At 57.6% G+C, this 20,140-nt stretch carries 19 protein-coding genes; 13 read left to right on the top strand and 6 right to left on the bottom strand.

From position 1 onward, the window contains the following. Positions 1–10: 10 nt before the first annotated feature. A complete protein-coding gene (locus tag C7476_RS16050) occupies positions 11–784 on the top strand; it encodes a phosphodiesterase (protein ID WP_114430916.1) in 774 nt (257 codons plus the stop codon). 18 nt (positions 785–802) lie between these two features. On the opposite strand, the gene C7476_RS16045 is transcribed toward C7476_RS16050, so the two are convergent. Then, entirely contained in the window at positions 803–1,273 is a 471-nt protein-coding gene (locus tag C7476_RS16045) for a helix-turn-helix transcriptional regulator (RefSeq protein ID WP_114430915.1), read from the bottom strand. A 431-nt stretch (positions 1,274–1,704) separates the two neighbouring features. Here C7476_RS16045 and C7476_RS16040 point away from each other — a divergent pair, with 431 nt between their 5' ends. Both C7476_RS16040 and C7476_RS16035 read left to right on the top strand, forming a co-directional pair. After that, the gene (locus C7476_RS16040; RefSeq protein ID WP_114430914.1) at positions 1,705–2,361 is read left to right on the top strand and encodes a L,D-transpeptidase; all 657 of its coding nucleotides are present in this window, start codon (positions 1,705–1,707) and stop codon (positions 2,359–2,361) included. 137 nt (positions 2,362–2,498) lie between these two features. After that, entirely contained in the window at positions 2,499–3,689 is a 1,191-nt protein-coding gene (locus tag C7476_RS16035; RefSeq protein ID WP_114430913.1) for an RHE_PE00001 family protein, read from the top strand. On the opposite strand, the gene C7476_RS16030 is transcribed toward C7476_RS16035, so the two are convergent. Further along, on the bottom strand, positions 3,665–4,507 hold the full coding sequence (locus tag C7476_RS16030) for a hypothetical protein (protein ID WP_147274665.1): 843 nt from the start codon (positions 4,505–4,507) through the stop codon (positions 3,665–3,667). The genes C7476_RS16035 and C7476_RS16030 overlap by 25 nt on opposite strands. A gap of 193 nt (positions 4,508–4,700) precedes the next feature. On the opposite strand from C7476_RS16030, the gene C7476_RS16025 reads away from it, so the two are divergent. Both C7476_RS16025 and C7476_RS29140 read left to right on the top strand, forming a co-directional pair. Then, entirely contained in the window at positions 4,701–4,922 is a 222-nt protein-coding gene (locus tag C7476_RS16025; protein WP_245426381.1) for a type 2 periplasmic-binding domain-containing protein, read from the top strand. Positions 4,923–5,219: 297 nt separating this feature from the next. Then, on the top strand, positions 5,220–5,351 hold the full coding sequence (locus C7476_RS29140) for a hypothetical protein (protein WP_281032710.1): 132 nt from the start codon (positions 5,220–5,222) through the stop codon (positions 5,349–5,351). A 618-nt stretch (positions 5,352–5,969) separates the two neighbouring features. Here C7476_RS29140 and C7476_RS16015 read toward each other — a convergent pair. Continuing rightward, positions 5,970–6,338 (bottom strand): VOC family protein, encoded by a 369-nt coding sequence (locus C7476_RS16015; RefSeq protein ID WP_114430911.1) that lies wholly within the window; start codon positions 6,336–6,338, stop codon positions 5,970–5,972. Further along, positions 6,328–6,924, bottom strand: coding sequence for a DUF3291 domain-containing protein (locus C7476_RS16010; protein ID WP_114430910.1), 597 nt, complete (start codon positions 6,922–6,924; stop codon positions 6,328–6,330). The genes C7476_RS16015 and C7476_RS16010 overlap by 11 nt, the downstream gene beginning before the upstream one ends. A 253-nt stretch (positions 6,925–7,177) precedes the next feature. Between C7476_RS16010 and C7476_RS16005 the strand changes: the two genes are divergently transcribed. Further along, complete coding sequence (locus tag C7476_RS16005; protein WP_114430909.1) at positions 7,178–7,948, top strand: class I SAM-dependent methyltransferase; 771 nt, start codon at positions 7,178–7,180, stop codon at positions 7,946–7,948. Positions 7,949–8,090: 142 nt separating this feature from the next. Here C7476_RS16005 and C7476_RS16000 read toward each other — a convergent pair whose 3' ends face one another. Both C7476_RS16000 and C7476_RS29135 read right to left on the bottom strand, forming a co-directional pair. Next, complete coding sequence (locus C7476_RS16000; RefSeq protein ID WP_114430908.1) at positions 8,091–8,912, bottom strand: LON peptidase substrate-binding domain-containing protein; 822 nt, start codon at positions 8,910–8,912, stop codon at positions 8,091–8,093. 674 nt (positions 8,913–9,586) lie between these two features. Next, a complete protein-coding gene (locus C7476_RS29135) occupies positions 9,587–12,184 on the bottom strand; it encodes a winged helix-turn-helix domain-containing protein (RefSeq protein ID WP_181872463.1) in 2,598 nt (865 codons plus the stop codon). Between the two features lie 148 nt (positions 12,185–12,332). On the opposite strand from C7476_RS29135, the gene C7476_RS15985 reads away from it, so the two are divergent. From C7476_RS15985 to C7476_RS15955, 7 genes are read left to right on the top strand one after another with little or no spacing between them, the layout of a single operon-like run. Next, complete coding sequence (locus C7476_RS15985; RefSeq protein WP_114430905.1) at positions 12,333–13,754, top strand: amidase; 1,422 nt, start codon at positions 12,333–12,335, stop codon at positions 13,752–13,754. Positions 13,755–13,796: 42 nt separating this feature from the next. Then, positions 13,797–15,347 carry an ABC transporter substrate-binding protein gene (locus tag C7476_RS15980; RefSeq protein ID WP_114430904.1) on the top strand — a complete coding sequence of 517 codons (1,551 nt, stop codon included), beginning with the start codon at positions 13,797–13,799 and terminating at the stop codon, positions 15,345–15,347. A gap of 40 nt (positions 15,348–15,387) precedes the next feature. Next, complete coding sequence (locus tag C7476_RS15975) at positions 15,388–16,329, top strand: ABC transporter permease (protein WP_245426380.1); 942 nt, start codon at positions 15,388–15,390, stop codon at positions 16,327–16,329. Continuing rightward, positions 16,326–17,174: an ABC transporter permease gene (locus C7476_RS15970; RefSeq protein ID WP_114430902.1), complete on the top strand. Its 849-nt coding sequence runs from the start codon at positions 16,326–16,328 to the stop codon at positions 17,172–17,174. Before C7476_RS15975 ends, C7476_RS15970 begins: the two co-directional genes overlap by 4 nt. Beyond that, positions 17,171–18,004: an ABC transporter ATP-binding protein gene (locus C7476_RS15965; RefSeq protein ID WP_114430901.1), complete on the top strand. Its 834-nt coding sequence runs from the start codon at positions 17,171–17,173 to the stop codon at positions 18,002–18,004. Before C7476_RS15970 ends, C7476_RS15965 begins: the two co-directional genes overlap by 4 nt. Beyond that, positions 18,001–18,888 carry an ATP-binding cassette domain-containing protein gene (locus C7476_RS15960; RefSeq protein ID WP_114430900.1) on the top strand — a complete coding sequence of 296 codons (888 nt, stop codon included), beginning with the start codon at positions 18,001–18,003 and terminating at the stop codon, positions 18,886–18,888. The genes C7476_RS15965 and C7476_RS15960 overlap by 4 nt, the downstream gene beginning before the upstream one ends. Positions 18,889–18,919: 31 nt before the next feature. Next, a complete protein-coding gene (locus C7476_RS15955; protein ID WP_114430899.1) occupies positions 18,920–20,074 on the top strand; it encodes a M20 aminoacylase family protein in 1,155 nt (384 codons plus the stop codon). Positions 20,075–20,140: the final 66 nt, after the last annotated feature.

The raw sequence follows: 20,140 nt of genomic DNA, 5'->3' as shown, positions 1-20,140 counted from the left end.
AACTTCTTGCATGAAAATCATCCAAGTGACTGATCTGCATCTGGTGAAGCCGGGCGCAACCCTGTGTGGTCTTGACCCCTTGGCGCGTCTGCGGGCTTGCATCACCGACATCAACCAGAATCACGGCGATGCCGAATTAGTGATCTTTACGGGCGATCTGAGTGACACGGGGGAAGTGATTACGTATCGGGTCCTGGCGGAGGAACTCGCGAAACTGCTCCCGCCCTTCCGTCTGATGCTCGGCAACCATGACGAGCGCAATGCTTTTCTGAACGTCTTTGATACTGTCCGTGCGGAGGACGGCTTTGTCCAGAGTGTGGAAGACACTCGCGAAGGGAGGCTGATCATGCTCGATACGCTGGTTCCTGGCCGACCCGAGGGTCGTCTGGACGAAGCGCGATTGCGCTGGCTTCAGCAGCGCCTTCTGGAGGCCAGGGACCGTCCGGTGTTTCTGTTCTCACACCATCCGCCTTTTCCTATTTACATGCCGCTTTTGGACCGGATGGGCATCATCGAAGCGGATGCGCTCTATGCACTGCTGAAGGAACACGGCAATGTCCGGCATATTTTTGCTGGCCATGCACATCGGCCGATCGCCGGGAGCTGGCGAGGTATTTCCGTCAGCGTCCTGCGCGGCACCAACCATCAGTCGGCACTGGATTTTTCACCGGACAGGATTGCTGTTACGCACGAGCCGCCCGCCTATGCTGTGATTTTCATCGATCGGGACAGCGTCATTGCGCACTTCCACGACTTTCTGGATCGAACGGCCGCGTATCGCTGATGCGCTCGACTACGCTGGTTAATTGCGCAGATTCGCCTTTTCGTTCTGGCAGAGGCGGATGTGTTCTGAGGGAACGACAGAATACGTTTTGCGATAAAGCTTGGAAAACCGGCCCGGATTGGAGAAGTGAAGCTTGGCCGCCAGCTCCCTCACGGATGTTGCTTTTCTGCTGCAAATGATCTCATGGGCTGCGGCAATGCGGCCATTCAGCAAAACCTGGATTGGCGTGGCTCCGCGGTATTTGCGAAACAGGCGCTGCAGGGCGCGGATGTTGATGCCGGCGGCATCGGCGATGTCTGAAATGCTGACAGGATTGCAAATATTATTTTGGATAAACTCTTCCGCCAGAACCAACTGGTGGCAGGTGTCGCGTGAAAAGCTGGGCCTATTCTTGAGCGTATGTTGCGCAGGAATAGTGTTCGCTTGCGCGCTCGATTCTTCGATGCTGAGAACTCTCTGCCTGAAACTGTAAGCCGTATCATCTGCCATTGTGAAATACCTGATCGAGCGTGAAGGAGATCCAAACCTGGGTAGGGTACAATCTGGCGTAGAAAAATTGTAGGCGTAAAACGCAGGATTGCATCACTAAATACTTCAGAGTCGGGGATTTGAAAATTGAACCTTAGTGTAACGTTCCTGAGCAAGCTCCGTTGACAGCTGTCAACCCAGCTGACGGGCTCACCGAGATGCGAGCCCGCTTTTTCTTATTGGATACGCGTTGACAGCTGGCAACGGCATCTCTGAGAAGGTTAAGACGCTGCTATTCGATTCATCGTTTGTAAACCACATTTCCATACAGTTTGAACGATTGCCAATATTTGTAAGCGAGTAAGAAATTGACCCAGCGTAAACAGGCACCCACGACCAAGCAGCCAATCCCGGCGATCTCTCGGCGCCACCTCCTGTCGGGTGCTGGGTCCATGGCCGTGCTCGGAATAGCGGGCTGCACCCAAACGGCATTCGAACTGCCATCTATGGAAATAGACGCGATGCCGACCAGCGGCGTACGGCCACAAATCAGTATTGATAAATCCGTCACTGTTCCAGATGTTATGTACGCTGCCGTGCAGGAGGGGCCGTACTCGCTCCCCGCAGTTCCATATCAGAAGGTCCCAGTGCAGTTCCGGCGTCAAATAGTGGTCGATCCCACAGGCGAGCAGCCGGGTACAATTGTCGTCCGCCTGCAGGAGCGTTTTCTTTATCTGGTTCAAACCGGCGGCGATGCCATTCGTTATGGCGTCGGTATCGGCAAAGACGGCTTCCTTTGGAGCGGGCGCGCCAATATCCAGTATAAGAAAGAATGGCCACGGTGGACGCCGCCACGCGAAATGATTCAGCGCAAGCCGGAATTGGCCAAATATCAGAATGGCATGGACCCGGGTCCACAAAATCCTCTGGGCGCCAGGGCTCTCTATATTTTCAAGGACGGCGTCGATACCGGCTATCGGATTCACGGATCGCCAGAATGGTGGTCGATCGGACAGTCGATGTCATCCGGCTGCGTGCGCCTGATCAATCAGGACATAATCGATCTTTATAGTCGGGTCCCCGGAAAAGCGACGGTCGTGGTTGGCTAGACGCTCCAAATGCGTTAATAATTCAAAGCATCCCCTCAAAATGATTCATCCGGTGTTGCCGCCGGGATCCAGCAACTCGCCAACGGAAGCTAAATTGTATATAGCGTCTGTTTAATCAATCGTTTACCATAGTTTCAATGGTTTATGATTCTGGTGAGTTATCCCTCAATGATCTACTTCAACCCGTCGTTGCTGCCGAAGACGCGTTGGCGCGACTTGATGACAGGGTTGGTCGCAAGAATGATCTCGGCGAGACGAATGGACGCCGGACGCGCGACGGGCTTCTGCGCGAAAATGAGGGCTGGATAGAACGCTCGCATTTCGTGGAGGCGTGTAATGCTCTCTGGTTGGCAGGGGAGCTTGTTCATGTCGAAGATTTGGTTCTGCACGATGCACGCATGGACATCCGCACTCCGACGCATGAACTGACGAGGGCGCATGCCATTTTGCGTACGCGACGCCAGATTGCTGCGAGCCCGCCTGCTTGGTCATTCAGTTCAAAAGGTCTCGCTAGCCTGCGCGGGCGGGCCACCAGCGAGTTAACCGTGCCATCTCATGAAAACGTGCCAGCGGTTGAACCCGTTGCGGATGATGAGCCCGAGGTCAAATCTGACGCCGAAAACGCGTTCGAAGACGAATTGGCCAAATTGGATGCGTTGCTGGTCCACGCCTCGCGGCTGCTTGCGCAACCAGCAGAGGCTGGCGGGGGGAGGGGAGGGAGCAAACCTTCGACGACGGACCTCACACCGGATGGCGACCCTTTGGTATATGACCCGGATTGGGATGAAGATGCGCGGATCGAGCGGTGGTTGGCAGTTCATGACCGGAGCCGTGGTTTGCCGCCACTTCTTGCAGCTGCAGTGGTTTGGGACGCTTGGGAGAATATCGAACCGCTGCAACATCAGCACTGGCTGGGTCCAATGCTCGTCTCCGCCATGCTGAGAGAACGGGGCAAGACGAGATCGCATCTCGCAGCCTTCAATGCGGGATTGCGCTCCATTCCGCGTGACCGCCGCCGTTCCCGCGATCATACGACACGGCTTATTGCATTTCTGGAAGCGGTTCAGATATCGAGCATGGCAAATCTGAAGGAAGTCGACCGGCTGAGTCTTGCGCGGATGCAAATGGAACGAAAATTGAAGGATCGACGCTCCACGTCAAGCCTTCCCGGCATGATCGACCTCATTTTATCACGGCCCATGGTATCAACAGCCCTCATTTCCAAGGAATTGAAGATCTCCCAACGCGGAGCGCTTAATCTCATTAGTGAACTTGGGGTGCGCGAGATGACGGGGAGGGGACGTTACCGCGCTTGGGGGATCGTCTGAAATATTCGGATATCCCATGTATCCTGGTTCTTCTTCCGTTGCACCCTCGGACCCGACTCGACCCTCGTGTAACCGAATGTGAACTCGCATACCGGGAATTTCGTGATCAGCCGCATATCGACGATGCCAAGCAGTTCCAACTGCGCTGCGACTCTGTCCTTGACGTCGACGAGTTCTGCCTGCGAGAGGTCCGGCAGAATAGGATCCTTCGGTTCCCTAACGTTGGCGAACTTCGAGGCGTCGTTGAGGATGTCGGCTACGAGCGTCTTGTGTTCGACTGCCTGACGCAGCGGATCGAACTTGCGCTCGTAAAGAGGCCGGAGATTTACGGCCCTTAGTAAATGGGGCGTCGCACGAAATGTGTCGGGCAAAATCTTCTCGGCCCTCAGCTTTTCGAGTTGGTCGCGAACGTCCTCCCGGACTTGGTCGACCATCTCGTTATTCTTCATGCCAATGAAGATGTCGATCATCTTCTTGTGGCGCTCGTACTTGTCCCAGTCGGCGTCCCGGTTTTTTTCTTTGAGTGCCTTCTCGATGTCGGCATCGGTGAGCTGCTGAACGGGATATCGATATTCCTGGGCGATGAAACTTGCCAAGTCTGCGTCTCTACCATGCCTTAGTAGCTCGTAGAACTGGCTCTCTTCGAAGGCGAGAACGCGGTCACCCTGGGCGTAATACGCGCTGTTCGCCCGGTAGGAAACGGGCTCCATGTTGACTTCGATGCGCTGGTTCGTCGAACCTTTAATCCCTTCACCCAAGAGCTTCAAGCTTTCAGCGTCGGCGACTACGGGAAGCTGTTGGGCCGTTCCGCAGGACACGCATTCTAGGCGCCATTTGGAAAAAACTGGAGCCACGCGGTTTAGCCGGAAGTGCTTGCTGCCGCAGGCACAATCGATCCGACGGTACTTCACCTCGCCGCTTTCGTACCAGTTAACTCGAGTTCCTATGGGGGCCCATGAACCCGACCAGTGGACGTTGATGACGTCGAGCTGTTCCCAGGATTGATCGCACTTGCCGGATCCCTTGCGGGGGCAGGGGGTTTTCCAGAGCCTGGAGATTGGCCTCGATTCGTGGCTGCAGGCGGGTCAGCTCAGGCAGGTTCTCAAAGATTGGTCGGACGAACGCTATCCGTTGTACGCCTACCATCCGGCGCGCCATCTACCCCCGGCAAAGGTCCGTGCTTTTCTCGATTTTGTGCAGCAGATTGCAAGGGAGAAGGCGCGTCATCGCTGACGGAAGCACAAAAACATGTTGGCGAATGGCTGTGATCTGGACCTCAGCCGTATTTCGCCGCACAGCACAGCTCAACTGGACAGAAGGCGGTCAGGCGCTGTTTCTGAGCGTCAGGGAGCCTGTCAACATTCGAGTGATGCCGTCGTCAGTTGCCTTGATGTTAGGATCATCGATGAGGCTCAACGCCTCCTGCACCATGGGCTCTAGTGGCTGCCTCACCGTCGTCAGCCTATAAGCGTTCCATGATGCCATCGGAATACAAGCCGTCGACAGCAAGGTCATCCGGAAACCGGTTACATGGTGTTGCCTCGGCCGAAGAGATTTCAACCCGATACTCTCGCACAACGGATCGAGGACGAACATCGCGCTGTCGGCGGCACGATCGTCTGGGATCTGGCCTTTCTCGTGGAGGGACAGGTCACGGTCTAGCGTTTAATGTCCAGTATTGGCGCGAAGTTTCCGTTAGCAGCAGGTTCAACTATCCACCCAATTGCGGCCGTTCGAGGATAAAGTACCTTGGCGAAAAAGGTAATTCAGCTGATGTCTTCTAAATTTAACCCCTTAATTATCAATGGGTTATACTGATCTCAAAGGTAATTTACCTTCGCAATCGACACCAGATGTCACTGACCAGGGTATTTACCTTTTTGGTCAAAAGCTTGTCCTTTTGCCAAGATAAATTACCCTTGTGCGTTTTAGGCGAATGGACGTCGTATCGGACCAGAGTTTGCCTCAAACGCAAGTGTCATTACGGATTTTCGAAAATTTGCGACAGGGCAGCTCAACGCTTGAGTCTCGACTATTTGAGCTTGCAACGGGTAGAAATAGCAGCTTTCGACCTCATTCCAGCCATTGACGCTCCGCTCTCGTGATTACCGCTTCTGGCCTTGGGCAGACTGTCTGCTTCTATCGCAATTACTGTACGGCTGGCGCTGATTGTGATTGATCGGGCAATAACTTTCGACCCTCCAAGCCATGCATAGACTTGATGGTCGCCGCGAACCGGACTGATACAACCCACCTGAACAGGCTGTCTGAAAAACCGCGTTAGCCATCAACGACCTGCATGAGTTCAATGCGATTGCCAAAAGGGTCATTTACGTACTTCCGTAGGTATCCTTCCAGTGGTTGGTCCGAAACGGTTGGGAAGCCGGCCCTCTCTAAGGTCGCGCAAAGATTGGAGAGGTCATCAACGACGAATCCTGGATGAGCCTTTCTGGCAGGCGAAAAATTCGCGTCTACGCCGAGGTGTACTTTGACGCTACCGGTTTCGAACCAGCATCCTCCTCGAGCAGCAAGGTTTGGTGGTTTGGCCGCTTCGGTCAAACCTAGCGCTCCCTCGTAGAAAGCTTTGGCGGCAATCTCCTGTCCTGCAGGCATCGCCAGTTGGATGTGGTCAATTCCTTTAATCGTCATTTTCGGCTCCACTATCAGCTTCGCTTAGCAGAGCCTGCCGCGCTTGATTGCTTTCAACATATTGCTTCAAATCTTCTCGATTCAGGACCGTCCGCTGCCCTGTTACATCATATGGCTGTTTGAAATCGAATGCCCAGGCGGTTGGGCCGTGATCATGTAGATATTCATGCCGCTGAATTGCTTCAGCCCAGGTTGGAGTGTGCGTCTCCTCTTCCCACCAAAGCACATAGGGGGGCCATTCTGGCTTAAGGAACCAGCTACGGCCATGCTTGAGAGCTTCCGAATGTATCCCAGAATATGAAAAGGCCATCGGTGAAATGAGATCCCGCCAAAGTGAAAGAGAGGAGGGAGACCAACCATCCCCTTTTTCTTCGTAGAAGCGCGGGTAAACCTGTTTGCCCCAACTTTCAGGGCCAGGTTCATCGGCATATCCAGATCGAGCAATGAACCCTTCACTGCTTTCGGCTGCAAGGAAATTCACATCGTTCCTATCGTGAAAGCCCTGGTTGCTTGGATCGGTAGCAGGAGCACGGAAGATCCCGAAAGTGTACAGCGCGACGCGTTTTCTGGTAACCTCCTTCTCCAACTCTTTCTCCCGTCTAGCTGGTACAACCTGCAAGGCAACTCACGCGCAGCAGCACCTTATAAGTGTACCGCTGCGCCCCGATGGTTTCAAGATTCCACCGCGGCTGCTTTTGGGCCCGGAGCGGACTAAGCTAATCGTTAATTCAGAAGCCATGCGCACTGTACGATAACCCCTTGGTGGATCATGAGACGGTCGTGCGGATTGGCTGCCAGCACTTCTTGCCGGAAGAGCACCCCTCCCTTATGATGTAACAATGTTACCATCAGTTAGTGCAGCACCGGCCAATTCAGCAAGCCCCCGATTTTTTGAGAGCGTTGGCATCAGAACGGGATCGCGCGTTCTCGATATCGGCTGTGGGAACGGTGACCTTAGCCGGTTCGTCGCGAGACTGGCTGGGCCGCAGGGCGAGGTTGTTGCAGTTGACAGTAGCGAAGCGGCGCTGGCACTGGCGCGTGCCGCAGGCGGTGAACCGGATGCGGCGCCGATCACCTATCACGCGGTCGATCTGGCGGACGATCTGCACGATCTCGGTCGCTTCGATGTGATCGTCGGACGCCGTGTTCTGATGTATCTCCCAGACGCTTCCGCCACGCTCGCTGGGCTGGCCGGACTTGCGAAGCCTGGGGCGATACTGGCCTTTCAGGAACACGCGCGCGCCAGTCTTCCCTTCGGTCTCGCAACCCTTCCTCTGCATCGACTTCTTTACGACTGGGTGTGGGACACAGTTGCGGCCGAGGGCGGTGACGTGACCCTCGGTCTACGCCTCGTTGACCAGATGCGTTCACTGGGGCTTTCGATCGCTCAGGCACGCAACGAAGGCGTTCGGATCCAGCCCGGTGAACCTTCCTTTCTCCCGACCCTCATGCGGATCATGCTGCCACGCTTAATCCAACATGGTGTGGCCTCGACGGAAGAGGTTCAGCCCGATACTCTCGCACAACGGATTGAGGACGAACATCGCGCTTTCCGCGGCACGATCGTCTGGGATCAGGCCTTTCTCGTGGCGGGACAGGTCTCGGGCTAACGTTCAATGTCGGTGTTGGCGCAAACCCGATGTTAGACGTGCTGCAAAACTCAGTCGCAGAAGCTCGACTTTCCAAAAGAGGTTTGCGCCAGAAGTTTCTCGCGTTTTCAGCGTCAAGCGATCTAATGTTGAACTCAGGTGTTTATGCGACAGCTTTGGGTCGGCCATTGCTCATCAGCTCGATGAGTCTTTGGAGACGAGCCACCACGTTATTGGTTTCCAAGAGTTGCTGCTTCTGTTCGATACTGATCGATAGCAAAGGGGCGACTGTGTCGGCTAACAGGCTGGGGTTTCCGATCGAAGGTAGGCCGAACCTGGCTTTGGATCCCGGCGGTAGTGCAGAAAAATCGACCTCGGCGTAGATCTGGTACGCATCGAGAACCGCACTCGACAGAGCGGCTGCCTCCGTCGACTGGCCGCGTTCGTCGTCAATCGGCGTAACCTCCGCCGCCAGGAACCCGTCATCGGTCAGCCGGACCATGCCTGTGCGCTGGAGTCCGCAGACGGTAACCTTGAGGGCTCCGTCCACCTGTGTCTGGCGATCGACCACGTTTGCTATGACTCCCACTGGATAGAGGGCTTCAAGAGTGCTGGGATGATCGTCGCCGCCATGCCTTTGGGCGACAAGGAGAACGCGCCGGTTGCTGGCAAGAGCGTGTTCCACGGCCTGTCGGGTTTTCTCGCGTGCCACGAAAATCCGCGAGATCATGTGCGGAAATAGGACCAAGTCCCGCATAGGAATGAGGGGGATCTCCGCCCCCGCTGGAATAGAGGTTTCGGCACTTACTGATTTTGCCGTCGGCTGCGCCGTCTGGATCGTTGCGGCCAATACGTTCCAATCTCGAAAGCCAAGAATTCGAGCAACGAGCTCCTGACTCTCACTGTTGGTGAAGGTGACAGATTTGGCGTGAAGCGCTTCACGTAGGGTTTTCGCCATAGCCTTGGCATCGCGGAAATCGCGCATGGGATGGTCCTTTGCATAAACGAACGGAAAGCGTCAGGGGCTTGCGTTGCTGACCCGTTCGTTCGGGCAAAGGGAGCCATAAGCGGCTCGATACATTCACCGTACCCGAGGGGGCGCAAGCAGCAGGTCGTATCCACCGAGGACTAATTTTGCGCACAAGGTCTGTTGCCTGTCAATCTCAGGCTGGGCGATGGTCCGTTTTGGGGTCGCCGACGAAACGTTCAGAATGCTCTGTTGGATGCGCCTCGAGTATTATGCCGATGTCCATGGTCATTTATCCCCCATCGCTGGCGCCACTATGTTGTAAAACTGCTACGGGTGTTCTCGATCTGTGCTTCGAAAATTGCATAAGGGCTCGAGTGGAACTCCAAACCGCATTGAGGGAGTTTCCGGTTTTGTTCCTTCAGGAACGAGGAGATTGTGCTCTCACCCCTAAAAACGTTGTTCGTTCTTCGCCAACTCGACGAGCACGTTCACAGCATCCTGCAAGATAGGGCCAAGGTGGCGCCCCTTTGGCCAAAATACGATGTAGTGATAGAGAGCGGTGGGCTCGAAGTGGCGGATCGGGATCGACGGGAAAAGTCCGCACCACTCGAGTAAAGAGCGGAACGCAAATTGAAACCCTCTACGTGATGGCGAATGTCAAAAGGTAGTCGGCTAATCTTGGTCTTTGTTTAGGACATCGTTCTTAATACGGCCTGGGTGCGGCTTTTGACGCCAAGCTTAGAGAAAACATTTTTGGTATGAGATTTGACAGTGTTGATATTGATATTGAGCTTATTAGCGATCTCGCTGTTGGAAAGGCCCCAACGCAACAGTTCCAGCACTTCCTCTTCCCGTTGCGTCAGAGTGTTTGCGAAAAGATCTGCTGGGCTTGCAGGTCTCCGGTTCGCACGAGTAGGGAGACTCGCGTGTGGGATGTCCAGATAGATGTCCAGTGTATTGCCGAGTTCCGGATATTGCAGCGCCAACACCGAACTGTTGCCGCCTCCCAGGCGCGTCATTAGGCGGGCGACTTGAAGGGCGCTCAACGTGCGGCCTTGCTGGGCCGCCGTAGCCTCGACAGCGCGCAATTTTTCCAGAGCAAGGGCTCTCTGGCCAGTTTCGATCAATGTCCGCGCTTCAACGACATGGTACGCATCCCAAATCTGCCATGCTTGTGGCGGATAGCGACGCTGAGCCTCTGGCAAATGGAGAGAGAGGCGCTCCCACTCGCGCAACCCCTCGACTGTATTGCCGAGGCGGAACGCCCGGCTAGCCCGCTCGACGGCGAGCTGGAATTCGAACCGGAAATCCTCGGTTTCGTAGGCGCGGCGGCTGGCCCGCACCAACACGTTGGTTGCCTCGCCCGATCGGCCCGTCGCATCGTAGACACGGGCAAGGCCGACCGTCGCGATCAGTACGCGCTCGCAGAGGCCGGAGACATCGGTAGTATTTTCGGACGGAGTGGCGCGGAGCCAGAGCTGTTCGGCTTTTTCGAACTCACCTCGATCGAAAGCAACGACGCCCAAAAGCACTGAGGGCAGCGCAACCATGTAGGAATGTTCGCCGAAATTGCTGCGCGCTATTCGTAGCGCATCTTCCGCCACGCTCTCTGCCTCCCTCATGTGGCCACGTGCAATATAGCACATGGCAGCGATGGAGCGGGAATGGAGGCCGCCCCAGTGCACGGCCATCTCGTCGTATATCCCTTTGGCCCGCCAGGTCAGCCTTTCAGCAAGCTCAAGGGCACCAGCTTGTAGGGCAAGGTAACTGTGGATAGAATCAAGATCCACTTGGCCGAAGGCAAATTGGTCGAGCTCGTGGCCATCAAGCTCGTCGATATGGGAAAAGCCGCTTGTGAGATCGCCGCCGTAGGCGCCGATGAGGGCACGCATCAGATGCAAGCGACCATCAATATCAAGTCCGGTTTCACGGGCAATGACCGACATTCGACTTGTCTTGGCAGCAGCGAGGGTTTCGATCGTGCGAAGCGTCTGCTCTGCCTGCAGAAAGCGCCGCATGTTGATGGAGCGCCAAACCTGCAGGAACAGGAGCAGCGGCCGTTCTTCGCGCGCATCGCGCGGCAGCTGCTGCATCCAGCGGGAAAAGACTTCGAACCGCCCGTGGCTTAGATAGTCGAAGAGGCAATAGCTTTCGATCATCTCCGCTGCCCATTCGGGACGGCGCGCAAGGAAGGCGTGCCGCACGGCATCCATTGGGGAGCCGCTCTCGATGAACCATCGGGCGGCGCGCGCATGAAGATCAGTGAGGTCGGTGCCTGTTTCGGAATGAAGCCGAGCCTGCAGAAACTCTTGGAACAGGTGGTGATACTTATACCATTGCTGCGCTCCCGGCAGGGCGACCACGAAAAGCTGGGCTTCTTCGAGGAAAGACAGGATCTCGTTACTGTCGTTGCGCCTCGTCACGGCGTCGCAGAGGCCAGCACTCAACGAGTCGAGGATCGAGGTCATAGTCAGGAAGCTGCAGACCTTTTCCGGCAGGCCAAGGATCACTTCCTCAAGAAAATATTCTACAAAAGCGCGATGGCTTCCCGTCGGAGGCGTATTGGTAAATGCGCCCGGCACGCGACCGAGGACGAGCGACGCCAGCCGGAGACCCGCTGCCCACCCTTCAGTATAACCGTGCATCTGTCGGCTCTCTTCAGAGGACATCGATAGGCCTGGCGATGCCTGGAAGAAGGCCTCTGTCTCACTCTCGTCGAAAAACAGCTCCCCAACAGGTACTTCGAGAATTTCACCACTAACCCGCAGGCGGCCGATCGGGATCGAGGGACGGATGCGGCTCGCCAGCACGATAGTCAGATTCGGGATGCGAGCCGCAAGAATGCTACTTATCGTATCGCCGCCATCTCCACCTTCTACAAAATGATAATCATCGACGAACAGGGCTAGGGGCGCGATTGCGGCATATCGCGCCGTGGTTGCCAATAGGCGAGCTAAGCCATTTGACTCGTCACGAGACTTTACGAGCCCTCCGACCTGAATGAAGCTTGCTTCGACAGCGAAATACAAAGCGTCGGCGAAGAAGAGCGGATCGCGGTCAGCCTCCCTGGCCGAATACCAAACTGTTTTGGAACCGGCCCCTACCAGAGACTCATACCACTGCGCTAGCAGCGTGGTCTTGCCCGAACCGGCGGGGGCATGTACGAGGCAGAGCCGGCGCTGCTGCAGCAAGTCCGACATAGTCGTCAGCCGTGGCCGGTTAATTACCCCTTGCGGAGCGCGGGGTGGGGACGTGTAGCGATTGATGAGGTTCGATTGCTGCGACAAGAGACATCCACATTCAGTTGGTCACATGCAAGCGTATCACTCTTTAGGGTGACACAAAAATATTTCTTGAAATCACCCTTCGGGATCATGCGAAGAATTTGGGCGTGATTTAGTCTCAGACCCTTACCTGAATTGGGGGTCTTCTAAGTTGCAGCTCAGCGAATACCGGAACTTCGACGCCACAGGACTGGCCGAACTCGTAGCCAAGCAAGAGGTGACGCCTAGCGAATTATTTGATGCGGCGCTAGAGGGCGTTGCGGCTGTCAATGGCAAGCTCAATGCGGTGGTCGCCACCTTCGAAGAGGAAGCCCGACGCTTCATCGCGCAGGAGCTTTCAGACGGTCCGTTCAAGGGCGTCCCCTTTCTGCTGAAGGACCTCACGGCGCACTATGGTGGACAGCCGACCGGCGCAGGGTGGCCGCCACGCGCTGCCATCAAGCCCGCCGAAGATTCCGAGCTTGTCCGTCGCTTCAAAAAGTCGGGCGTTGTGATCTTCGGCAAAACCTCGGTTCCCGAGCTTGCCATGGACTGGACGACACGCTCGCGTGCCCATGGGGTAACCAACAATCCTTGGGACACCACACGCACGGCCGGTACGTCGAGTGGGGGTACGGCGGCGGCGGTTGCGGCCGGCGTGGTACCGATGGCGCACGGCAATGATGGCGGCGGTTCGATCCGTGTACCATCGTCGGCCTGCGGTTGCTTCGGTCTGAAGCCGAGCCGTGGTCGCAACCCGGTCGCCCCATCGGGCAGCACCTGGCAGGGCATGCTGGTCGAGCACGTGCTTTCCCGCTCTGTGCGCGACAGCGCCGGCATGCTGGACGCGACGCAAGGTCTGCATGTCGGCCAGTTCTTCAACAGCCCGCCCGGCGACGATTTCGCAAGCGAAGTCGGCCGCGATCCCGGGAAATTGCGCGTAGGCGTCTCGACCAAAGCGCCCTATGGCGCTCCGACCCATCCCGATTGTGTCATGGCGGTCGAAGAGACTGTCAAGTTGCTCGAAGGCCTAGGCCATATCTGCGAGCCCCATGACATCGAACTGCCGGAAGATGGCTGGAGTGCGTTCGAAACCTTCATCCTGGCGGAATACGCGACCGACATGCGGCTTGAGGAAGACGTTTTAAGACGCAAGCTGACGGCAGACGATTTCCCGTCCATGCTGTGGGAAATGATCGATGCCGGCAACCGCATCTCGGCGGTCGACGTCAATGTCGCAACGACACGCCTGCACGCGGTCGCCTCTGCCGTCACCTCCACGTTCAACCGCTATGATGTCTTTCTGTCGCCGACGCTTGCGCAGCCGCCGCTTCCACACGAGGCCTTCCCGCCGGCGACGTCGATGCGGGAGCACTACGAGTTCTACCTCTCCTGGATGCCCTTCACGCATATCTTCAACGTCAACGGCTCACCAGCTATGTCGGTACCACTCGTCTGGAATGCGGAAGGCCTGCCGATCGGCGTCCAGTTCGCCGCTGCTCCGGCCGCTGAAGGCCTGCTCTTTCGGCTCGCGTCGCAGCTTGAAATGGCAAGACCATGGGAGGGAAGACGTCCGCCGATATCGGTCGCCTAAACATCACTTGCAGTCCAACCATAAAAACAGGGAACATAGCTTATGAAAAAGCACCATCTCCGCCAATACGTCTCCGCACTGCTCGCCGCAGCAGCGTTCGGCACCGGCCTGAGCCTCTCTGTCGCCGCCGCCACAGACCTGACTGTCGCTCGCGCCGTCGACGCCGACAGTCTTGATCCCGACAAGACCAGCACGACTCAGTCGCTGCAGATGACCAACCTGATCTTCGATACCATGCTGACCATGGACAAGGACGGCTCGTTGCATCCGGGCCTCGCTAGCGAGTGGTCCATGTCGGAGGATGGCAAGACCTATTCCTTCACCATCCGTGACGGATTGAAGTGCCATGACGGCAGCACCTTCGACGCCGCCGCCGCCAAGGCGAGAGTTGATCGCGCTATCGATCCGGCCACCATCAACCCGGACCGTTCGCTCTGGGGGCCGATCACAGGCGCCAGCGTGGAAGGCAAAGTGCTTAAGGTGTCGCTGTCGGAACCCTACAGCCCGTTTTTCTCATTCCTGACCGGCATCCAGGCGGGCTTCATCTGCCCATCCTCATTTGCTACCGCCGATTTCAAGCCGATCGGAACCGGTCCATTCAAGTTCGTCAATTGGACGCGCAACGATACCCTTCAGCTTCAGGCCAATGCCGACTACAAAAACTTTAGTCCGCTTATCGAAAACCCAGGCAAACCGCATGTTGACAAATTAACATTCAAGGTAATTCCGGAAGCGGTTGCCCGCATGGCGGCACTACGCTCCGGCGAGGCCGATCTGGTTGAGCCATCGTTGGAGGAAACGGCGGAACTGAAGACTGACAGCACTTTCAAAGTCTATGCCGCCGAGCTGTCGGGCCAGCAGGTGTTGGCCGCATTCTCTTGGAAGGTCAAGCCGTTTGATAACCCGGAAATTCGAAAGGCGCTCGGCATGGCGATGAATCGCGATGCCTATGCCAACATTGCGTTCGAAGGTCTGGTTCACACCTCCAATTGCCCCGTCGCGCCAAATCTGTTTTCGACTGATGAGGAATTATGCGCCACTTGGGGGGCGAAATACGATCCTGATGGCGCCAAGGCGATTATGGAAGAGGCGGGTTACACGGCCGAAAAGCCGCTTAAAATCAAGCTAATAGCTCACAAATTGTCCGGCTGGGACCAGATGCATCAGATCATGCAGCAGGACTTTGCTGCCATCAACGTCCAGGCAGAGATCGAAATGCGTGAGGTCGCATCGCACTTCGATCACATGACGAGCGAGAATAAGCGCACTGACGGAGAGCCGTTTGTTTGGACGATGGGCATGTCGGGCGTCGATCCGGATTATCTTAACTTCCTTTGGAAGCGTCCCGGCTTCGTCAACATGGGCCTGAATGAACAGGTCGACACCATGCTTGACGAGCAGCGCAGGCTGTCGGGCGACGCTCGCGCTGCCAAGATCCACGACATCGAAAAATATCTCATGGAAAATGCCTATAACGTCCCGCTGGTATCGCCGGGCTGGAACTGGCTTATGGCGTCGAGCGCAAAAGTCGAAGGCTTCAAGCTAGGGTTCATGGTATCCCTTCTGTTCAATGACGTGACCCTCAAGCAATAGTGGGTTTGAACCGCCCTGTCGCCATTAGACAGGGCGGTCAATGACCGGAAGGGTTGTGATGCCGTTTCTGATATTAAAACGAGTGCTTGTCGCCTGCTCTACCGTCATAGCGGTGATCGTGCTGTCCGGCATGCTCATCCATGTGGTTCCGGGCGATCCCGTAACCGCCATGATGGCCCAGTCCGTCTCTGCGACGCCGGAGGCGATGGCCGAGATGCGTGCACGCCTCGGTCTCGACCTGCCGGTCTGGCAGCAGGTGATGCTCTATCTCGCGCATGTGCTGCAGGGTGACCTCGGCACGACCATCCGCGGCAATGAGCCTGTCCTGACGCTGCTTTTGCAACGGCTGCCCAACACCTTTGCATTAGCCGTCTCGGGCCTTGCGCTGGCGCTGGCGATCGGGATTCCGCTCGGATTCCTGGCGGCCGTCAACCGGGGCCGGATCGCTGATACTGCCGTCATGTTCATTGCTGTGCTCGGCGTATCGATTCCGACCTTCTGGCTCGGCCTCGTCATGATCCAGGTTTTCGCGCTGAAGCTCGGCTGGCTGCCCGTCGCTGGGTCGAGCTGGCGCAACATCCTCCTGCCGGCCCTGACGCTCGGCCTTACCTACTGCGCGCTTGTCGCCCGCATGACGCGTTCGGCGCTGGTTGACGTGCTGGAGGAGGACTATATCCGCACCGCCCGTGCAAAGGGACTGCGTGAACACGAGGTATTGTTCGTACATGCGCTGAGACCGGCGCTGATCAGCATCGTCACCGTCGTCGGCCTTGTCTTCGCTTATCTGCTCGGCGGCCAGGTTATCATCGAGAACGTCTTCTCCTGGAACGGCATCGGCCGCCTGGCGGTTCAGGCCATGCTGGAGCGGGATTACCCGATGATCCAGGGCTTTATCGTCGTCTTCGCCATCTCTGTGGTTATCGTCTCGATGCTGATCGACATTCTCTACAGTTTTCTCGATCCGCGTATGAGGCAGAAATGAGCACGACGACAGAGATTTCCGTATGGAGTCGGCGCCCGCCGTTCAGCGTCGTTCTCGGCCTCGCACTGGCGACCTTCATCATCGCTGCATCGCTGCTTTCTCATTATTTGGCCCCATTCGATCCGACGCGGATGGCAGCCGGTCCACGGCTTGCGGCGCCTTCGGGCGAGCATCTGTTCGGCACGGACGAATTCGGCCGTGACCTTTTGAGCCGGGTGCTGGTCGGCGGCCGTTTGTCCCTCGGTATCGGCATCACCGCCGTGGTCAGCGGCCTCGCGATCGGCGGGCTGATGGGGCTCATCGCCGCCTTTTCCGGCCGGTTCGTAGAGGCGGTGCTGCTGCGTCTCATCGACGTGCTCTATTCCTTCCCCGACACACTGATCGCGCTGGCGCTCGTCGCTTTCCTCGGGCCGGGCATCGAGAACGCCACGCTTGCCATCGCCATCAGCCTCGTCCCCTTCTACGCCCGAGTTACTTACGGGCTCGCGGCGGCGGAAAGGGCCAAGCCCTACATCGAGGCGGCAAAGCTTGCAGGCATCCGCTCCGGCCGACTGGTCCGCGTGCACGTCATGCCGAACATCGGCCAGAGCCTGATCGTCATGGGAACGCTGGGATTCTCTTCGGCGATCCTGTCGGCCGCCGGCCTTTCTTTCCTCGGCCTCGGCGTGCAGCCGCCGTCTCCGGAATGGGGCGCGATTCTTGCCTCCGGCCGCAATTACATCAACAAGGCGCCGTGGATCCTGATCTTCCCGGGCGTCGCCATTTGCCTGACCGTGCTTTCCTTCAACCTGATCGGTGACAGCCTGCGCGACCTCGTCGATCCCCGTCGAAAGGGTCGATCATGAGCATTCCCTATCTCAGTGTCAGGGACCTCTCCGTCAGCTTTCTAACCGGGACAGGCGCCTTCTACGCGATCGACGGCATCAGCTTCGATCTCGCTCGTGGCGAAATCCTCGCTCTCGTCGGGGAATCTGGCAGCGGCAAGAGCATGACCTCGCTGTCGATCATGAAGCTGCTCCCAACGGTGGCGCAAATGAGCGGCCGCATTGAGATCGAGGGGCAGGATATTTCGGCGTTCGGCCGCAGGCAGATGGAGGATGTGCGCGGCGCCAGGATCGGAATGATCTTCCAGGAGCCGATGACCTCGCTTAATCCGGTCCTGACGATCGCGCGGCAAATGACGGAGGGGCCGATGCGCCACAACGGCATCTCTCGGCGCGAAGCGCTGGCGACTGCGTATACTTCGCTCGAAGATGTCGGCATTCCCGAACCGGATCGCGTTCTTGCGCAATATCCGCATCAGCTTTCGGGCGGCATGCGCCAGCGTATCATGATTGCTGCAGCGCTGGCGCTTCGGCCGGGTATCCTGATCGCCGACGAACCGACTACCGCGCTCGACGTCACCGTGCAGTCGCAGGTGCTCGACCTGCTGGTCGACCTCAAGTCGCGCTCAGGCTCCGGCATCCTGCTGATCACTCACGACATCGGTGTTGTCGCCGAGACCGCCGATCGCGTCGCCGTCATGCGCGGCGGGCGCATCCTGGAGACAGGTACGGTGGATGAGGTGCTCCGCTCGCCGCAGCACGACTATACCAAGGCGCTGCTTGCCTCGCACCTGACGGTGGACAAGGGGTTGAAGCAGCGCGACGCGGAAGTCGAAGGGGCCCGGCCATGATGTCCAACCCCGTGCTGAAGATCGAAGGCCTGCGCAAATCCTTCACGGCCAACCGGCGCACCGTGCATGCGCTAAACGGTGTTTCCCTTGTGCTCCATCGAAGCGAGACGCTCGGGATCATCGGCGAAAGTGGTTCCGGCAAATCGACGCTCGGGCGCATCGCCGTCGGGCTCGATACGCCGACCGCGGGCGAGCTCCATATCGAGGGTATGCGCATCGATACCTTGCCGCCACCGGTGCGCCGCGAGAAGCTACGGCAGTGCCAAATGATTTTTCAGGACCCTTATTCCTCGCTCAATCCGCGATTGACAGTCGGTCGGCAGATTGGCGAAGGGCTGTTCGCGCGGGGCGAACGCGACTGGCAGGCGATCAACATGACGGTCGCCAATCTGCTCGAGCGGGTCGGGCTAAAGCGGGAGTTCGCGGAACGCTATCCGCACGAATTCTCAGGCGGTCAGCGGCAGCGCATTGCGGTCGCCCGGGCCCTGGCGCCAAATCCGCAAATCGTAGTCGCGGATGAGCCTGTTTCCGCGCTCGACGTCAGCATCCAGGCGCAGATACTCGATCTCCTTGCCGACCTGAAGAAGGACGGAAATCTTTCGTATCTTTTCATTTCGCATGACATGGCGGTGGTCGCGCGCCTCTGCGACCGCATCGCCGTCATGCACCGTGGGCGGATCGTCGAATGCGGGCCTGTCAGGGCCGTTATCGAAAATCCTCAACATCCTTACACCCGCAACCTGCTGGATGCAGTGCCGCGCTTTGGCCGGCGGCGCACAGGGCAGAAGCCCGTTCCCGTCCGTCTGCCGCAGCATAGCGACGGCGACACCTTTATGACCGTGGCGGAGGGGCACACCGTGCTTCAGTCCGCTGGCAGCCTCTGATTGATGCGCATATTCAAACGGAGATAAGCGCATGCAACGCTTAACGATCCCAGTGGAGACGATCCAAAAAGCCGTGGAGTGGCGGCATTTCCTTCATTCTATTCCTGAGCTTGCCTATAAAGAACTGCAGACTTCGGCCTTCGTGGCCGAAAAACTTTCCGGTTTCGGACTATCGGTCGAGGCCGGTTTCGCGGGCACGGGCGTCGTTGCCTCGCTGACGAAGGGAAGCTCCGGCAGGACCATCGGCCTGCGCGCCGACATGGATGCGCTGCCGATCAACGAGACGGCCGATCTAGCCTATCGCTCGACGCGGCTCGGAACGATGCATGCCTGCGGTCACGACGGCCACATGGCGATGCTGCTCACAACGGCATCGCTTGCCGAGGGGATCGATTTCGATGGCACGGTGCGCTTCATCTTCCAGCCCGCCGAGGAAAACGAGGGTGGCGCGCGGCGGATGATCGAGGACGGGATTTTGGAAAGGCTTCCGGTGGAGGCAATCTACGGTCTGCACAATTGGCCGCAACTGCCGCCGGGCGAGTTCGTAGCCGGGCCGGGGCCAATCATGGCCGCCTTCTCGATCTTCGACATCGAAATCCGCGGCAGGGGAGCACATGGCGCCATGCCGCATGAAGGAATCGACCCGATCGTGGCTGGATGCGCCGTCGTTTCAGCGCTGCAGAGTGTGGTCAGCCGCAATGTTTCGCCGCTGGATACGGCGGTACTGTCCGTCACGCAAATCCATGCCGGCGATGCCTACAACGTCATTCCAGAACGGGCGGTAATCCGCGGCACCGGTCGCTGGTTCTCCAAGGACGCCGGCGACAAACTGGAGGCACGCCTGAGGACGGTCGCCAACAACATCGCCGCCGCCCATGATTGCGTTGCCACCATCAGCTACGAACGCCGCTACCCTGTAACCTCGAACGAGGCGCTCGCAGCCGGTACGGCGCGCCTTGCTGCCGGGCGGGCGGGACTGCGCGTCATCGAGGCAGCACCCAGCATGGCATCCGAGGATTTCGCATTCATGCTGGAGGCCGTACCTGGTGCGTATGGATGGATCGGCAGCGGCAAGGATGGGGTCAATCCCGGTCTGCATTCGCCGCTCTTCGATTTCAACGACACCATCATCCCCGACGGTGTCGCCTATTGGGTCCGGCTCATCGAAACAGAGCTTCAAGATTAAGAGAAGCAGCCGGATGATCCTATATCTTAGGACGTCTGATATGGTTCAGCTTGTCATTTGGCATTC

Source organism: Phyllobacterium bourgognense, from assembly GCF_003337575.1.
Classification (GTDB): Bacteria; Pseudomonadota; Alphaproteobacteria; order Rhizobiales; family Rhizobiaceae; genus Phyllobacterium; species Phyllobacterium bourgognense.
This window is presented reverse-complemented; position numbering and strand designations above follow the sequence as displayed.

What these genes read in the sequence shown, in the direction of transcription:
- C7476_RS16050 (WP_114430916.1), top strand. Translation starts at nt 11, where the DNA reads ATGAAAATCATCCAAGTGACTGATCTGCATCTGGTGAAGCCGGGCGCA.
- C7476_RS16045 (WP_114430915.1), bottom strand. Translation starts at nt 1,273, where the DNA reads ATGGCAGATGATACGGCTTACAGTTTCAGGCAGAGAGTTCTCAGCATC.
- C7476_RS16040 (WP_114430914.1), top strand. Translation starts at nt 1,705, where the DNA reads ATGGCCGTGCTCGGAATAGCGGGCTGCACCCAAACGGCATTCGAACTG.
- C7476_RS16035 (WP_114430913.1), top strand. Translation starts at nt 2,499, where the DNA reads ATGGTTTATGATTCTGGTGAGTTATCCCTCAATGATCTACTTCAACCC.
- C7476_RS29140 (WP_281032710.1), top strand. Translation starts at nt 5,220, where the DNA reads ATGGTGTTGCCTCGGCCGAAGAGATTTCAACCCGATACTCTCGCACAA.
- C7476_RS16015 (WP_114430911.1), bottom strand. Translation starts at nt 6,338, where the DNA reads ATGACGATTAAAGGAATTGACCACATCCAACTGGCGATGCCTGCAGGA.
- C7476_RS16005 (WP_114430909.1), top strand. Translation starts at nt 7,178, where the DNA reads ATGTTACCATCAGTTAGTGCAGCACCGGCCAATTCAGCAAGCCCCCGA.
- C7476_RS16000 (WP_114430908.1), bottom strand. Translation starts at nt 8,912, where the DNA reads ATGCGCGATTTCCGCGATGCCAAGGCTATGGCGAAAACCCTACGTGAA.
- C7476_RS15980 (WP_114430904.1), top strand. Translation starts at nt 13,797, where the DNA reads ATGAAAAAGCACCATCTCCGCCAATACGTCTCCGCACTGCTCGCCGCA.
- C7476_RS15975 (WP_245426380.1), top strand. Translation starts at nt 15,388, where the DNA reads ATGACCGGAAGGGTTGTGATGCCGTTTCTGATATTAAAACGAGTGCTT.
- C7476_RS15970 (WP_114430902.1), top strand. Translation starts at nt 16,326, where the DNA reads ATGAGCACGACGACAGAGATTTCCGTATGGAGTCGGCGCCCGCCGTTC.
- C7476_RS15965 (WP_114430901.1), top strand. Translation starts at nt 17,171, where the DNA reads ATGAGCATTCCCTATCTCAGTGTCAGGGACCTCTCCGTCAGCTTTCTA.
- C7476_RS15960 (WP_114430900.1), top strand. Translation starts at nt 18,001, where the DNA reads ATGATGTCCAACCCCGTGCTGAAGATCGAAGGCCTGCGCAAATCCTTC.
- C7476_RS15955 (WP_114430899.1), top strand. Translation starts at nt 18,920, where the DNA reads ATGCAACGCTTAACGATCCCAGTGGAGACGATCCAAAAAGCCGTGGAG.